The organism is Bacillus sp. AK031 (assembly GCF_053903065.1).
This window is the reverse complement of record NZ_CP096424.1, coordinates 835,883-849,339: the sequence shown is the minus strand read 5'-3', so window position 1 is coordinate 849,339 and position 13,457 is coordinate 835,883. Positions and strand designations below refer to the sequence as shown.

22 protein-coding genes and 1 pseudogene are annotated in these 13,457 nt (G+C 40.2%); 6 read left to right on the top strand and 17 right to left on the bottom strand.

The genetic code is table 11. From position 1 onward, the window contains the following. Positions 1–30: 30 nt before the first annotated feature. The 17 genes from M1E09_RS04195 to M1E09_RS04115 form a co-directional block, all read right to left on the bottom strand. Complete coding sequence (locus tag M1E09_RS04195) at positions 31–222, bottom strand: hypothetical protein (RefSeq protein ID WP_456273609.1); 192 nt, start codon at positions 220–222, stop codon at positions 31–33. A 52-nt stretch (positions 223–274) separates the two neighbouring features. Beyond that, positions 275–757, bottom strand: coding sequence for a hypothetical protein (locus M1E09_RS04190; protein ID WP_456273608.1), 483 nt, complete (start codon positions 755–757; stop codon positions 275–277). After that, positions 750–947, bottom strand: coding sequence for a hypothetical protein (locus M1E09_RS04185; protein ID WP_456273607.1), 198 nt, complete (start codon positions 945–947; stop codon positions 750–752). Before M1E09_RS04185 ends, M1E09_RS04190 begins: the two co-directional genes overlap by 8 nt. After that, the gene (locus M1E09_RS04180; RefSeq protein WP_456273606.1) at positions 944–1,513 is read right to left on the bottom strand and encodes a hypothetical protein; all 570 of its coding nucleotides are present in this window, start codon (positions 1,511–1,513) and stop codon (positions 944–946) included. Before M1E09_RS04180 ends, M1E09_RS04185 begins: the two co-directional genes overlap by 4 nt. Continuing rightward, complete coding sequence (locus tag M1E09_RS04175) at positions 1,510–1,701, bottom strand: Fur-regulated basic protein FbpA (protein ID WP_456273605.1); 192 nt, start codon at positions 1,699–1,701, stop codon at positions 1,510–1,512. The genes M1E09_RS04180 and M1E09_RS04175 overlap by 4 nt, the downstream gene beginning before the upstream one ends. A gap of 14 nt (positions 1,702–1,715) precedes the next feature. Then, positions 1,716–3,050 carry a replicative DNA helicase gene (gene dnaB / locus M1E09_RS04170; protein WP_456273604.1) on the bottom strand — a complete coding sequence of 445 codons (1,335 nt, stop codon included), beginning with the start codon at positions 3,048–3,050 and terminating at the stop codon, positions 1,716–1,718. Next, a complete protein-coding gene (locus M1E09_RS04165; protein WP_456273603.1) occupies positions 3,028–3,411 on the bottom strand; it encodes a replicative helicase loader/inhibitor in 384 nt (127 codons plus the stop codon). Before M1E09_RS04165 ends, dnaB begins: the two co-directional genes overlap by 23 nt. Beyond that, positions 3,404–4,054, bottom strand: coding sequence for a DnaD domain-containing protein (locus M1E09_RS04160; RefSeq protein ID WP_456273602.1), 651 nt, complete (start codon positions 4,052–4,054; stop codon positions 3,404–3,406). Before M1E09_RS04160 ends, M1E09_RS04165 begins: the two co-directional genes overlap by 8 nt. Positions 4,055–4,333: 279 nt before the next feature. Then, positions 4,334–5,248 (bottom strand): RecT family recombinase, encoded by a 915-nt coding sequence (locus M1E09_RS04155; protein ID WP_456273601.1) that lies wholly within the window; start codon positions 5,246–5,248, stop codon positions 4,334–4,336. Then, positions 5,235–5,540 carry a hypothetical protein gene (locus M1E09_RS04150; protein WP_456273599.1) on the bottom strand — a complete coding sequence of 102 codons (306 nt, stop codon included), beginning with the start codon at positions 5,538–5,540 and terminating at the stop codon, positions 5,235–5,237. Before M1E09_RS04150 ends, M1E09_RS04155 begins: the two co-directional genes overlap by 14 nt. Beyond that, positions 5,537–5,677, bottom strand: coding sequence for a hypothetical protein (locus M1E09_RS04145; RefSeq protein ID WP_456273598.1), 141 nt, complete (start codon positions 5,675–5,677; stop codon positions 5,537–5,539). The genes M1E09_RS04150 and M1E09_RS04145 overlap by 4 nt, the downstream gene beginning before the upstream one ends. Beyond that, on the bottom strand, positions 5,674–7,194 hold the full coding sequence (locus M1E09_RS04140; RefSeq protein ID WP_456273597.1) for an AAA family ATPase: 1,521 nt from the start codon (positions 7,192–7,194) through the stop codon (positions 5,674–5,676). Before M1E09_RS04140 ends, M1E09_RS04145 begins: the two co-directional genes overlap by 4 nt. 99 nt (positions 7,195–7,293) lie before the next feature. Next, positions 7,294–7,434: a hypothetical protein gene (locus tag M1E09_RS04135; protein WP_456273596.1), complete on the bottom strand. Its 141-nt coding sequence runs from the start codon at positions 7,432–7,434 to the stop codon at positions 7,294–7,296. A 37-nt stretch (positions 7,435–7,471) separates the two neighbouring features. Beyond that, positions 7,472–7,606, bottom strand: coding sequence for a hypothetical protein (locus tag M1E09_RS04130; protein ID WP_456273595.1), 135 nt, complete (start codon positions 7,604–7,606; stop codon positions 7,472–7,474). Positions 7,607–7,747: 141 nt separating this feature from the next. Then, positions 7,748–7,936, bottom strand: coding sequence for a hypothetical protein (locus M1E09_RS04125; protein WP_456273594.1), 189 nt, complete (start codon positions 7,934–7,936; stop codon positions 7,748–7,750). Continuing rightward, a complete protein-coding gene (locus M1E09_RS04120) occupies positions 7,937–8,065 on the bottom strand; it encodes a hypothetical protein (RefSeq protein WP_456273593.1) in 129 nt (42 codons plus the stop codon). An 87-nt stretch (positions 8,066–8,152) separates the two neighbouring features. Next, positions 8,153–8,335, bottom strand: a complete 183-nt coding sequence (locus M1E09_RS04115; protein ID WP_456273592.1) for a helix-turn-helix transcriptional regulator — start codon at positions 8,333–8,335, stop codon at positions 8,153–8,155. A gap of 305 nt (positions 8,336–8,640) precedes the next feature. Between M1E09_RS04115 and M1E09_RS04110 the strand changes: the two genes are divergently transcribed. From M1E09_RS04110 to M1E09_RS04085, 6 genes and pseudogenes are all read left to right on the top strand, one after another. Continuing rightward, positions 8,641–9,066 (top strand): helix-turn-helix domain-containing protein, encoded by a 426-nt coding sequence (locus M1E09_RS04110; RefSeq protein ID WP_456273591.1) that lies wholly within the window; start codon positions 8,641–8,643, stop codon positions 9,064–9,066. A 10-nt stretch (positions 9,067–9,076) separates the two neighbouring features. Continuing rightward, the gene (locus M1E09_RS04105) at positions 9,077–9,520 is read left to right on the top strand and encodes an ImmA/IrrE family metallo-endopeptidase (protein ID WP_456273590.1); all 444 of its coding nucleotides are present in this window, start codon (positions 9,077–9,079) and stop codon (positions 9,518–9,520) included. Beyond that, positions 9,517–10,905, top strand: a complete 1,389-nt coding sequence (locus tag M1E09_RS04100; protein ID WP_456273589.1) for a recombinase family protein — start codon at positions 9,517–9,519, stop codon at positions 10,903–10,905. Before M1E09_RS04105 ends, M1E09_RS04100 begins: the two co-directional genes overlap by 4 nt. Positions 10,906–10,922: 17 nt before the next feature. After that, positions 10,923–11,609, top strand: a pseudogene (locus M1E09_RS04095) (ABC transporter substrate-binding protein); the annotation flags it as partial. A gap of 284 nt (positions 11,610–11,893) precedes the next feature. Then, on the top strand, positions 11,894–12,670 hold the full coding sequence (locus M1E09_RS04090; RefSeq protein WP_456273588.1) for an ABC transporter ATP-binding protein: 777 nt from the start codon (positions 11,894–11,896) through the stop codon (positions 12,668–12,670). Beyond that, complete coding sequence (locus M1E09_RS04085) at positions 12,600–13,454, top strand: ABC transporter permease (protein ID WP_456273587.1); 855 nt, start codon at positions 12,600–12,602, stop codon at positions 13,452–13,454. The genes M1E09_RS04090 and M1E09_RS04085 overlap by 71 nt, the downstream gene beginning before the upstream one ends. The last annotated feature ends 3 nt before the right edge of the window (positions 13,455–13,457 follow it).

The window sequence follows — 13,457 nt, the reverse complement described above, 5'->3', positions numbered from 1 at the left end:
TTGGCGCAATAGGAATTGATATCCTTTAATTTAATATCCAAACCACTGGCCAACTAAAAGGGCTGACAATGCAACGGTTAGCAGCTTCCACAGAATCCGAGCAGTGTCAGCCTTTTCATATTTATGCTCCCACATATCCCTTTCTTTTTGAGCTCTTTGTAACTGTAGCTGGGCAAAGGTACTTGAATGTTCCTGATACGCTTTTATTTTTTCATCCATCATTTCCACCCCTATTTAAGGAGAAAGCAGTGCAGAGCACTGCCCTCTCAATCTATTAGTGAAGCTCCTGCTCTTCGAAAGGATCCGTCTCTTTCTCTCCCTGGTTTTCCTCTTCTTCTGATACATCATCAATGCTTAGCTGGTTCTTTGGTACTTCAACATTTCCTTCCCCATCCACTGAATACTCAATGCCTTCATGCTCTTCATAAAATTCTTCAATGGACATTTGAGAAGCCTGGACAGTCAGATTTACATTGCGGCCGGCAAACTTATACAGCTCCTGAGCCTTTTTCTCTGAATCTCCCTTAATAGCAAACTTCATGGTTGTCTTTTTCGAGTCACGTTGAATATTCATAAACTCTGCAGATGTTTCACCAGCATCACAGCCCTCAATTTGAAAAAGGATAATGCTGCCTGCCAAAGCGTATAAACCAGTTTCAGGTGAATTTTCTTCATCCTGCCCCTTGATCTCGAACTTTAGGACTTCCTTCTTATCGTCTTTCTGCTGCATCTTAAAGAAAACATTTAGTTTAGTCATTTGATAATCCACCTTCTCTTTTATTATTTCTGCCAAAAGTCATCAGGCAGCCTAACCCATATCCATGTTTCTTTACTTCACTCGCTACCGTCCAGCCGCGGTCTTCATGGTTTTCTATATTTTTTTGAAGATTTACCTCTGACATCGCAAAGTCCACTTTTTGTAATTGTCTGCGCTTCTGCCTGCTCATGCTTTCCTTTTCACATTAGCTTTCGCCTGGAGGATGGTATCAACTACTTGTGCCTTATTAACAGAAAGCCTTGACTCTCCCGTTTCCTCTATCACGAATATGTCGAAAGCTATTTGAGAAAGGATGAACGCGTCAACCACGTTATCGCTTTTATGTTGATACCCGTAATCATTAAGTACGGCTTTCATGACGGCTTTCTTTTTCTCGGGACCTGTAAGCCTCTTCTTGTTACCCTTCTCTCCGGTCCAGCCGGTTACCCCAACATATTTTTTCACTGCATTCGGAGCAATTTCATAGTATGGTAGTCTCCTTTTGTAAAGCTCATTCCGGATTCCGTGATGCAGTCCTCCTGCAAACATGGCCTTCTGGGTGCTGAACGGGAAACCCTCGATACAGATGAAATCTCCAGGCTGCAGGTGTGCGGTGATTTCATGAATCAGTGTGACCATTCGTTTTGGATCCTTGTCACCGATGCCGGAAAGTTCTTTTTCTCTAACCACGATTCCACTATCATCTAATGCGACAAATCCTGTTTTACTGGCTGGATCTATTCCGACAAACCTCATTGATTCCCCCTCCTTCTGCATCTTTCGTTTTCATAAATCTGCTCAAGCTCAGTTAGTGTCAGCTCATAAAGCTGGGAGCCGTCCGGGGTTTTGTAGTATCCCATTTTAAGAAGTTCAGCTTTATAAAAATCAATTTTAGCCTGTACTCCTCTCCTCAGCTGCCCGAATGGTATTGTTGCGATCACCATTCACTCCGCCTCCTTTACATAAAATTTAGTTCTTTCTGTCTTTCGATATTGATGAACTTTCCATACTCTTTAATGAAACCAAGTTGAATGGTTCCAGTTGGTCCATTTCGGTGCTTGCTCACAATCAGCTCGGTAATCCCCTTGTCTTCTGAATTCTTGTTATAGTACTCATCCCTATATAGAAAACCGATGATATCCGCATCCTGCTCAATTTGCCCAGATTCACGTAAGTCTGACATCATTGGCCTTTTGTCCTGCCTCTGCTCGACTCCTCTGGAAAGCTGAGATAGTGCAGTCACATTGACTTCTAATTCCCTGGCCATTGCTTTTAACATTCGGCTTATATCACTGATTTCTTGGAGACGATTCCCTTTGTATTTTGCATTGCCGGCGATCAGCTGCAGGTAGTCAACCATGACAGTTAATCTTTTGCCTGGATTTTCCCTTTTCACTTTACGGACTTTTGACCAGATGTAATTAACTGTTACATTGGGCTTATCAAAAATATGTAAATCTAAGTTGCCGATAATCCCGGTTGCATGAGATAACTTCTTCCAATCATGTTCAGTAAATTCATTTCGAGCATTCTTCATTTTCTGAGCATCAATATTCCCTGCTATGGACAGCAGCCTTTTTAGTAACTGAGACTTCGGCATCTCAAGGGAGAAAATAACAGGCATGTCTCCTTTTTCTGCTGCATTGTAGGCGATATTTAAAGCGAAAGCCGTTTTCCCCATCGATGGCCTGGCACCTATAATGATCAAGTCGCTCGCCTGGAATCCTCCGGTCATGTTGTTCAATTCATAAAATCCAGTGGAAACGCCGGTCATTTCATCAACTTGATTTCCTAATTGTTCGTAAAGGCTATAAAGCTCTTCTTTGATTTCTCCGTTGTCATCTCCTGAATCATCTTCTTCAATCTTCATCAAGTCATCGATTATAGACTGAATGGCTTCTCCTGGTTCTTCGTCCATTACCTGTGTCATGAAGGTATTGGCTATTTCAAGTGACTTTCTTTTTCGCCAGTATGAAAGTACAAGTGATTCATAGTATTTAAAGTTACTTGTTGTCGGTACTGATCCAGCCAGCTCCGTCATGAAACTTACGCCTCCGACTTTATCCATATCCTTTTTAACCAAGTTCGTTACAGAGACGATATCAATAGGTTTATTCTTTTCGTCTAACCGTTTCATAGCCCAAAAGATTCTTTTCAGCTCAATTACATGAAAGTGTTCTGGAGTCAAAACGCAATCTTTTATCAAATCCCCTTCAAGTAAGATGGAACCTACTATGGCCTGCTCTGCCTCTTCATTAAACAGCTGCGGGTTATTCGTTAGATGCTCTTCCATGTTCTTCATCCTCATCTGGAATGTTCAGTATTTTTCTTATCTTAGCCAGTTCAGCTTCCCGGACTTCCGGGCTTGCAACATTTCGTTTATTCCTTGCACGTTGCTGTAACATTTCTTGTGTTTCTTCTACACTTGGCACTGCAGGCCCAGAGGGGTTTTCTTCAGCCGCATTAACCAGTTCAGATAATGATGGCGGAAACTTACTTTTCAACGCTAAATCCCGGGCATTTCGCTTAATCACTTCAGGATCTTTATCCTTTAATAGGTCATGCCAGATATTGATCTTGCTTTGATCGAAATGAAAGTTGTTATAAGTCTCTCTAAACAGCACTAGCACTTCAAAGACTTGTTCTTTATTCACTGAGATCGAAATCCTCCTTGCTTATTGGTTTTTTATAGCCGGCTTTCCGTGTCCCTTTCTTAAAGGATTGTTCGAACTTCCTGGCATCTTCTATGGTCTTGACTCCTGCTTCAACCCACTTCTTTAGAATGCCTTCTGTATAGTCGAATCCTTTCTTTTCTTTCTTGGCTGATAACTTCATGGCTGCTAACACTAAATCTGGAGTGACATCGTTTACCCAGTGTTCAATTTGTTCGTAAACAAAGGGTGAAGTCGTGACTCCTACTTGAAGATTTTCATGATAAAAATCAAAAGGACTTTCTTCACTACCACTACTACTAGAGTTCTTTAAATTCTTTAAATTCTTGTTTGTGTCCATTTGTTGTTCTTTTGTTGTTCTTTTGTTGTCCATTTGTTGTTCACCATCTTCTTCATGGGATTGGTAATCGCCCCATTTATCAACGGTTACGACGGTGAATTTGTTGTTACTATTTAGTGATATTGATTGCAACTTTTCGAGAAGCTTCATGTACCTCCAAACTGTCGTTTCTTTCATGTTTAATTCAGAGGCCGCTTTGCTTCTACCAAATACAAATTGTCCAGGCTTTAGATTCACAACCTTCAGTCCAACAAGCTGTTTATAATTTGAGTGAGATGCCTTCATTAGGCAATACATGAAAATCTTTAATAGCTTTTCATTCTGGAAAATATCACTCTGTAATAACTTTCTATGAAGCTTGATCCAACCTGTAGATATGGCACCTCACTCCTTTCATTAATCTTTCCGATAACATATTGCAAAACCATCTTTGACAGCTACCAGGCGATAATGGGGATAGTGCCGCATATAATCCATAATCAATTGTTTAGCCTGCTGCTTATCTTGTGCCTCCTTCCAGATCCGCGCCGGAAGGAGGACTTTGTATTGTTCATTCATGACTTATTAGTCCAGTTGGCCTTCTTCGAACTCAAACTCGTAATTATCATCCTCAACTGAAGGTTTATCATCAGCTGCATTAAGTTTCATATCTACTAATCTTGAAAGACCGGTAACTTGTCCGAGATTTAACTCTGCTGCCTTCTTGTTGAATTCCTTCTTGATAATTACCTTAAGATCGTCCTCGCTTATGCTGGAACCATTAATTTTATTTTTGATATCATCCCATGCCTTTTTAACGGCTTCCTCATCGTCGATAATATCTGGTTCATCATCGAAAGAAGAAGGTGTGATGTCTCTTCTTTCTCTTGGTTTGTAATCATCCAATGAATCATCTGTGCTTTGTGCAGCTGTCGCATCATCCACATCGATTCCAAATTGAAGCTTCAATGCTCTTTTTAACACATGCTTTTTAAACATGTCATTGAAGTAGGTTTTCCACTGACTACCCTGCTTCTTTTCCAGGTGCTCAACTTCGTCTACTTCCATAACGACAACCTTATCCGGGTACCCTTCACGCTTGGCAATGGCATACGCCGCCGCAACTTTACCTCGAGGGATTTTGATTGAATGCTTCTCAATTTTCAATTCCTGTGTTTCTGGGTCAATCCCGATTTCAAAGTCATCGTTCTCATGGACCAGCTGTGTAGAAACTCCACGGTAATCTTCCCTTTGCTGTGCCAGGTACTGTATACCTTCAACAGATACCTGGATGCTCATTTGGTTGCCGTATTTGATGAAGTAAATATGGTTCTTGAATGGATCCAGTCCATTGTGCTTACAAATTTGAATAAACAATGCGAGCTCTTCGTTTGTCGCATTCTTTGCGATACTGTTAACGACTACTTCCAGTTCCTTTTGTGAGAAGACGTTTTCGAACTCCTCTGTATTGATTGGTGCTAATTGATTACTCCTGCTCATCAATGATTACCTCCTCAAGTTCTTCTGTTTCAATTGTGTGGCTAGTGTGTTTTATGATCTTCCCTTTAACGATTTCAGCTGCATTTTTGGCATAATCTAAGTTGTGGAAACAATAAGGATTTTCATGAGCAGATGAGACAACCACCTGGTCCATTGGATAGTCATAATATGAAACCAAGTAATCCTCCGAAACTTTAACTGTGTAATACACAGAAGTTTTATTAGCCAGAAGCTTTGTTTCTTTTTCCGCAACTGGTGCTCGATCAGGACGTTTTCTCTTTTTGATATTCAATTTGCTTCCTCCTTCATTTGGGTTGCGAGGCATTTAAGGTTACAGAACAGGTCTTTCCCTCGATGCCATACCTGGTCTCCTTTAAAGATTGGCTGTTCACAATTGGTATTGGTGCAGATATTTATTGGTTGTTTCAAGATAAGACCTCCTCTGAAATCGGCTGGATATCCAAATCAACATCCTTTACTCGAGCCACAATCGGCTGTCCAGATGGGGCAGTGAAGCGCAATATTGACTCAGCATTATCAATGAAAGTCGGCGTTATGACTTCTGACTGCTTGGATATAACTTCAATAAGTTCCAAGCCGGCCTTAATCTTCTCTGCAGTAGAAAGCTTGCTGTAAGGCTTACCATCCATTTCAATTTCAAATGTCGCTCTCTCTTCACCGTTTTTGAGTGTTTCATAGAGTCGAACTTTGATAGTTGAAAAGAGGTCATCCACCTTCTGTACCATTAGTTCTGAACGCTTGGCGCGGAATTCTTTAATGGCATCCACCATACTCTGTGAATCGTTCTTCTCTTTTCTCAGCTGCTCTTTTCGTACCTTGGCTTCCTGGAGATCCTGCTCAAGCTCTTTTTGCATTCCGGATGATTTAACCTTCATTTGCAATTCCATCAACTTATCCTCAATCTCATTCAGCTTTGTTCGGTCAATGTCCGCCGGTTCCGGCATGGCAGCCAGTAATTGCTTCAACTCATTAACCTTCTGGACCAGTTCTTTTCCTTTGGCTACCTCTTTGTTAAAACGACCCTGTCTGTTTTCTTTAACCTTTGTAATGGCATCTTCTTTGAGAGGTTGTCCACATGTTGTGCAGGCATCTTGAATTTCCTCATCCTTAATGGATTGAACGATATTTTTCTGTTGGTTGATTTGAGTAGAAAGGTTATCAATCTGCCCCTCTATTCGATTACGGGCGATGATTTGTTTTTGGCGATCTGCATTCTCTTCATCAATGGCAGCACGTTGACCATGTAAGGATTCGATTTCCTTCTGGTATTTCTCTACATCAACTGAAGGCTCTTCCGTTTTAGAAAATTGCTCTTCAAGAGTCAGGACCCTTTCGGCAGCTCTTTCATAATTCGACTTGCCCTGTTTCGCCTTTTCTCGATGAAGTTTCTCCAAGTCATCAAGGTTATGCTTTTTTAGAGGCTCCTCCAGTTCTGTCTGCAGCACCTTTGGCAATTCAGCTAAAACCTCTTTATTCAATGGTTCCTTTACATATTGGAGTAGCTGAGTGCGTTGATCCTGCCAGTGCTGAGTAAAGAAGTAAGCTGGATTGAAAAGTGAAAGGAAAAGGTTCTTATCAAATATTTCATCCAGAAGCTCATTAAATTCAGTAGCCTTCTTAGGAATTTCATTAATGAAATACTTTGCGGTTTTCTTTTGTGTTCGGCTAAGAAGAATGTCTTTGTCATTGAATCGTATCCACAACTCTACTCTGGTTTCAGTTCCTTCTTCTGCATCGATTGGTTTAGGGTCTAGTTTGGAACCCATTGTGTCAGTACCATATAGCGCCCAGGTAACTGCATCACCGATTGATGACTTACCTGCACCATTGCGGCCGGCGATGTTTGTCACTTCGCCAAATTCGACTAATAACGACTTGTGATTTTTAAAATTTTCAATACGCAATTCCTTAAATATAATCTTCACTATTCACCCTCCATTGTTTTTTCTGGGCGATTCCGATAAAATATGTATAAGCTTTTTAGCAGAATCACCTTTTACAGATAGCGCGTGTTGCAGCACGTGCTATTTTTCTTTTGGTTGTTCAGGCACCTTAACAATTTCCATTCCCCTTGGAACTCCATGCCACAAGAAGTACAAGTATTGGTCCCATGTGATTTCAGCAAGATCGCCGTGATCGTCGATGAATCCATTTCCTTCTGCCACTTTCCTTCCTCACCTCCCTTCAGGGAATCCCAGCTGCTTACTCCGCCGGGTTTTCGATCATATAAGCTACCGTTACGATTTCTCTTAAGCTGGTAGAGTGCTCCACATCTTTCATCTTTGAGTGTAAGTCTCCGTCAGCTATATAGTTGATAATCTCTGTACTGATTCCCATCTTCTTCACCTCCTTTTACGAACTAGTTATCTTCCGAACTGGTTATTCACTACAATTTGCGACAATTAAAATGCGATTCTTCTAAACTTTCATATTTTCGACGGTAAATTTCGCAACGATGTCGAAAAAGAAGTGAGCTTTTCAGCTCATGATTTTTTTAAGGCTATATCCAGCTGCTTCAATCTGCTGGTGCATCAATCTCTTATAAAGCATCAATCTGTAGTTCCGGTAAGTGTAGGAACGTGGCTGCTTCCTCGAAGGGTGAACAGATACCTTTTCCGCGACTTTGCGAGTGTAATAAGCTATACGATGTTGAATTCCTTTTTCCAATTAGTTGACCCCCTTTTTAACTTCCTTTGCTACTTCGAGATAAATTGCAATGAAGCGATCTACAGCCGCCTTTGAAGGTTCTTTTCTTTTTCCGACACACCGCATATTGACCTTCGGATGCTTTTTCATTGGCACCATCTCCTCATTAGAAGATGTATGCGCTGAATGTTCGTGTACAACATTTGGAGTTGATGACATTTTTTTCACCTATCCTTCCTATAAAGATAGGATCTTTTGGATATGCTTAATATGTCCCTGAGCTTTAGGGCCGTTTTTCCGACCGTTTATAATATCTGATAAATAAGCATTTGAAATTCCAACCAGATCTGCTAATTGCTTTTGGCTCATTTTCCTTTTAAATAACTCAGAACGCACTTTAACTCCTAGTTCCTCTGACATTTTTCTACCTCCTTCAACAATGTAAGCTAATTTATTAGCTAATTTTCTAAAAAATATTGACCCTGATTAGCGTATATGCTATTATCAAGCCATAGCTAAATAAGACTTTAAAAAGCCTATAAATGTACATTTCATCTGCTCCCCAGCGTCGGAAATTGTATTTGATTGGGTCGTCTTTTTTGTACTCTTTTAGCTAATAAATTAGCTTATGAACACAGTATATTAGCGTAAATGCTATTTGTCAAACTAAAAATAGCTTAAAAGTTAATTTATTTTATTCATAAGCCTTCGAAAGGTTGATATTAATGGGTTTAGTTAATAAAATAAAAAGTCTTTGTGATGAGAAAAAATTAACTTTTGCCGAAGTAGAGAGAAAGGTTGGACTCTCCAATGGGCAAATACGAAGATGGGATACGTCCTCTCCTAAAATTGAAAATGTTCAAAAAGTCGCTGATTTCTTTGATGTCTCAACAGACTACATATTGGGCCGTACAGATAAAAAAAGATTTGATGAACTAACGGCTAAAGATGAGAGAGATATTAAAAAAGAGTTGCAGAGAATGATCGAGGGCTTGGAATCGTCTAATGGATATGCAGCCTTTGATGGTCAAACCATGGAAGATATGGATGAAGAAGATAGAGAATTACTCATTTCATCTTTAGAGAATTCATTAAGATTAGCGAAAAGACTCTCTAAACAAAAATTCACACCTAAAAAATATCGTAACTAGGAGTGTCCCAATGGAGTCGATTTCTAAAAAGGTCCAGAAGTTAATAAAGAGATATAAAACGAACTGCCCTTTTACAATTGCTGAAAATATGGGGATCCTGGTTGTTCAGGAAAACTTGGGCAACACTCTGGGTTATTATAATAAAAACTTTCGAATCAAGATTATCCACATTAACGAAAACACCTCTGAAAAACAGAAGACTTTTATTTGTTCCCATGAACTTGGCCATGCCATACTTCATCCAGATTCAAATACACCTTTTTTAAAGAAACACACTTTCTTTTCTACAGATCGTATAGAAGTTGACGCCAACCTGTTTGCTGTCAATCTCCTATTTTCAAATTCAATAAATACTGATGCAGTGATGATAACGGAAGCGATAGAAGAATACGGAGTCCCTAGGAAATTAATTAACATTTTACAAGAACATAATTTCAAAGGAGAAAGAATATGAGAGTAGCAACATATGTCCGTGTATCCACCGATGAACAGGCTAAAGAAGGATTCTCTATTCCAGCACAACGAGAGCGCCTGAGAGCTTTCTGCGCAAGCCAGGGATGGGAATTAGTTCATGAGTATGTGGAAGAAGGATGGTCAGCAAAGGATTTAGAACGGCCGCAAATGAAGAAGCTTCTTCAGGATGTTAAAAGAGGGAAAATGGACATCGTCTTGGTTTATCGATTAGACAGGCTCACAAGATCGGTATTAGATTTGTATCTTTTACTTAAAACCTTTGACCAACATCAGGTAGCTTTCAGGTCTGCTACAGAGGTTTATGATACTTCAACCGCCATGGGAAGACTATTCCTTACCCTGGTAGCTGCGCTAGCCCAATGGGAAAGAGAGAATCTCGCAGAGCGTGTGAAATTCGGTATTGAACAAATGATTGATGATGGAAAGAAGCCAGGCGGCCATTCACCTTATGGATACAAGTTCGATAAAGATTTTAATTGCGAAGTGCTGGAACATGAAGCTAAAAATGTACAAATGATTTTCCAACTATATTGTGATGGTTTTGGATACCGATCTATCGCCGACCGTTTAAATGAAATTGGTGTAAAACCAAGAAAGGCCTCTATTTGGAACCACAATTCAATTAGAGATATCCTGATGAATGAAATGTATATTGGCACCTATCGCTGGGGTGAAAAGATTATCCCGAACAACCATACGCCTATCATTAGTGAAACATTATTCAGGAAAGCTCAGAAAACGATAAAAGGCAGGGAGATGAATCGATCCCGAGTCGGCAAGTTCATTCTCACTGGCATATTAAAATGTGGCCACTGTGATAACAGCATGCAGGGTACCTTTGATAAGAGAGATCAGAAGACTTATTATCGTTGCTTAAAATGCAACAGAATGACTAATGAAAGTTTACTACTAGATGGAATAAAGAATGAAATCAGCCATCTTATTACCTCCAAAGACTATTTCATTTCTAAAGTTAAAAAGAGTTTTGAGGTTGAACCAGAAATTGATTTAAAGGGTATAGAATCTGAATTGAAAACAGTAAGATCCCAAAAGGAAAAATGGTATGACGTATTTGCAGATCCAAGTAACCCAATACCTAAAGAAGAACTTTTCAAACGAATTAATGATTTGAACAAGAAAGAATATGATCTGCACGAGCAGCTGAATGAATATGCAGTTATAGATACTGAATCGCCAGAAGAAAAATATGAACGGTTAAGTAAATTAGTTGATTTCAAAAAAGTGTTTGAGGCAGCTGATGACTTCAGAAAAAAGGAGATGCTCCTCAGTATTTTTGAGAACATTACAATGTATCGGGAAAAGGGGAAATTCAAGCAGATTAACTTGGATTATACTTTAAAATAAAATTAACCTGTATAAGAGTTAGTTTAGCCCAACTGACGCAGACTGATGGCACGTTCCTTGTTTCAAGAGAAAAAGTCGATGATTTTCAATGGGAACAGCTGAAAGGGTCCACTTTCCTTGGCCAGCGCAAAGGCGGTATGCCGCAAATGGTCGGTGAATTTGTTCTGAAGAAGCAGGGCATCGATCCGCATGAAGATCTAAATCTCATTCAAAACATAGACTTCGCAAACATTGCCAATGCATTTGCTTCCGGTACTGGAGACTATGTGCAGCTCTTCGAACCGACAGCTTCCATTTTTGAAAAAGAAGGCAAAGGCCACATTGTTGCTTCATTTGGTGAACAGTCCGGTCATGTACCTTATACCACATTCATGGCAAAAGAAAGCTTCATTGAAGAGAACAATGAGACAATCGAAAAATTCACAAGAGCCATCTATAAAGCACAAAAATGGGTGGAAGAGCATGAGCCGGCTGAAACAGCTGAAGTCATTCAAGCCTACTTCGAAGATACCGAGCTTGATATTATCGAAACAGTAGTTGACCGTTACAGAAGCCAAGGTTCATTCGCTACAAATCCTGTCCTTGATCAAGAAGAATGGAATAACCTGCAGAACATCATGGATGAAGCAGGCGAACTTCCAGCCCGTATCGATCACAGTAAATTAGTCAATACGACTATAGCTGAAGAAATAATGAGTGAATAAACTGGATTAGTGCAGAGACATGGTTAGTCCTTTGGGCTAGCCTCTCTTTTATAAAGGCTCTTTTCTTAAACTTTGTTGCTATTTAACATGAATCCCAAAAAAATATAGCCATTATCCACAGAAAATAACTTTAGTAAGGAAGGAAGAAAAGAGCTACTCTCTCTGTTCAGAGAGAAAAAACCTTGTACCCAGGGGAAAATCCGGCACTTGGGATTTTTCCGAAAGCAACAATCTATACGAAATCAGCTTTTATAAAAAAAGAATTCGAAAAGGAGGATCCTGAGGTGGAACTTCTGAAACTGGATAATATCCATCATACCTATTTTACCCCCAGCACTTCGACAACTGCTCTTGAAAACATATCGTTATCTGTTCTTGAAGGTGAATTCGTTTCTTTTCTAGGTCCCAGCGGATGCGGAAAGACCACTTTGCTTTCAATCATCGCCGGCCTATTTGAACCTAGTTCAGGAACAATCACTATCGAGGGCGTTTCCCTTGAGGAAAACAAACAGAAAATCGGCTATATGCTGCAGCAGGATTACTTGTTTCCCTGGAAAAACATCGAAGAAAATATTCTCCTTGGTTTGAAAACCCAAAACCTGCTGACAGAAGAAAAAAAACAATGGACATTGAACTTGCTTGAGGAAATCGGTCTTGAAGGAGTAGAGAAACAGTACCCTCGGCAGCTTTCAGGCGGTATGAGACAGCGGGCTGCCCTTGTTCGGACACTTGCAGTGGAACCTAAACTGTTATTGCTCGATGAACCTTTTTCAGCACTGGACTATCAAACCAAACTGAAACTCGAGGACCTTGTATTTGAAACCTTGAAGGCTTTTAACAAAACAGCATTACTCGTGACACACGATATAGGGGAAGCGATTGCCATGAGTGACAGAATTGTGTTAATGTCCGCTAAACCCGGCCGCATTCACAAGATTTTTGATGTACCAGAAGAACTTAGAACACTGAAGCCCTTTTCTGCACGTAACCATGAGGCCTATTCCGACTGCTTTCAACGTATATGGAAGGAGCTGGAGTCACTTGAATCAGCCAAACATTGAGCAACTCCATAAAAGATATTTAAAGAGCTTGAAAAAAGAAAAACAACTGGTACGGTTTTACCAGCTGTTAATCTTCATCTCATTCTTTTCACTATGGGAAGTTTCAAGCAGAGCCAAATGGATAGATCCCTTGATATTCAGCTCACCATCTAAGATAGGAAACCTATTCATTGAGAAGATCGGTGATGGAACACTGATTATGCATATTACCGTTACTTTAGGTGAAACGGTTGCCGGCTTCATTCTCGGAACACTACTGGGAACAATGTTAGCCGCTCTCCTTTGGTGGTCTGCTTTTCTTTCAAAGGTGCTTGATCCCTATCTCGTCATTTTGAATGCCATGCCGAAAGTGGCATTGGGACCTATCTTAATCGTTGCCTTAGGGCCGGGATTCACTTCCATCATCGCCATGGGTGCGATCATCTCAATTATCATCACGACGATCGTGGTGTATACATCCTTCAGGGAAGTCGATCCAAACTACCTGAAAGTAATGGAAACATTCGGAGCGACAAGAACACAGAAATTTAAAGACGCCATATTGCCCGCTTCCTTTCCAACTATCATTTCCACCTTAAAAGTGAACGTTGGCCTATCGTGGGTAGGTGTCATTGTCGGAGAGTTCCTTGTGTCCGCAAAAGGATTGGGCTATATGATCATCTATGGTTTTCAGGTGTTCAATTTTTCCCTTGTCCTGTTGTCACTCCTGATCATTGCCGTATTTGCCACCCTGATGTATAAAGTCGTCGAATTCATCGAAAAAAAACTGATAAATCATGAATAAGAG

Coding starts and splice junctions, on each gene's coding strand:
- M1E09_RS04105 (WP_456273590.1), top strand. CDS start 9,077: ATGGAGTCGATTTCTAAAAAGGTCCAGAAGTTAATAAAGAGATATAAA.
- M1E09_RS04185 (WP_456273607.1), bottom strand. CDS start 947: ATGAGCAGGCAGAAGCGCAGACAATTACAAAAAGTGGACTTTGCGATG.
- M1E09_RS04100 (WP_456273589.1), top strand. CDS start 9,517: ATGAGAGTAGCAACATATGTCCGTGTATCCACCGATGAACAGGCTAAA.
- M1E09_RS04110 (WP_456273591.1), top strand. CDS start 8,641: ATGGGTTTAGTTAATAAAATAAAAAGTCTTTGTGATGAGAAAAAATTA.
- dnaB (WP_456273604.1), bottom strand. CDS start 3,050: ATGGAAGAGCATCTAACGAATAACCCGCAGCTGTTTAATGAAGAGGCA.
- M1E09_RS04085 (WP_456273587.1), top strand. CDS start 12,600: ATGAGGCCTATTCCGACTGCTTTCAACGTATATGGAAGGAGCTGGAGT.
- M1E09_RS04120 (WP_456273593.1), bottom strand. CDS start 8,065: ATGAAAAAGCATCCGAAGGTCAATATGCGGTGTGTCGGAAAAAGAAAA.
- M1E09_RS04175 (WP_456273605.1), bottom strand. CDS start 1,701: ATGGTGATCGCAACAATACCATTCGGGCAGCTGAGGAGAGGAGTACAG.
- M1E09_RS04115 (WP_456273592.1), bottom strand. CDS start 8,335: ATGTCAGAGGAACTAGGAGTTAAAGTGCGTTCTGAGTTATTTAAAAGG.
- M1E09_RS04195 (WP_456273609.1), bottom strand. CDS start 222: ATGATGGATGAAAAAATAAAAGCGTATCAGGAACATTCAAGTACCTTT.
- M1E09_RS04190 (WP_456273608.1), bottom strand. CDS start 757: ATGACTAAACTAAATGTTTTCTTTAAGATGCAGCAGAAAGACGATAAG.
- M1E09_RS04180 (WP_456273606.1), bottom strand. CDS start 1,513: ATGAGGTTTGTCGGAATAGATCCAGCCAGTAAAACAGGATTTGTCGCA.
- M1E09_RS04130 (WP_456273595.1), bottom strand. CDS start 7,606: ATGGGAATCAGTACAGAGATTATCAACTATATAGCTGACGGAGACTTA.
- M1E09_RS04160 (WP_456273602.1), bottom strand. CDS start 4,054: ATGAAGGCATCTCACTCAAATTATAAACAGCTTGTTGGACTGAAGGTT.
- M1E09_RS04155 (WP_456273601.1), bottom strand. CDS start 5,248: ATGAGCAGGAGTAATCAATTAGCACCAATCAATACAGAGGAGTTCGAA.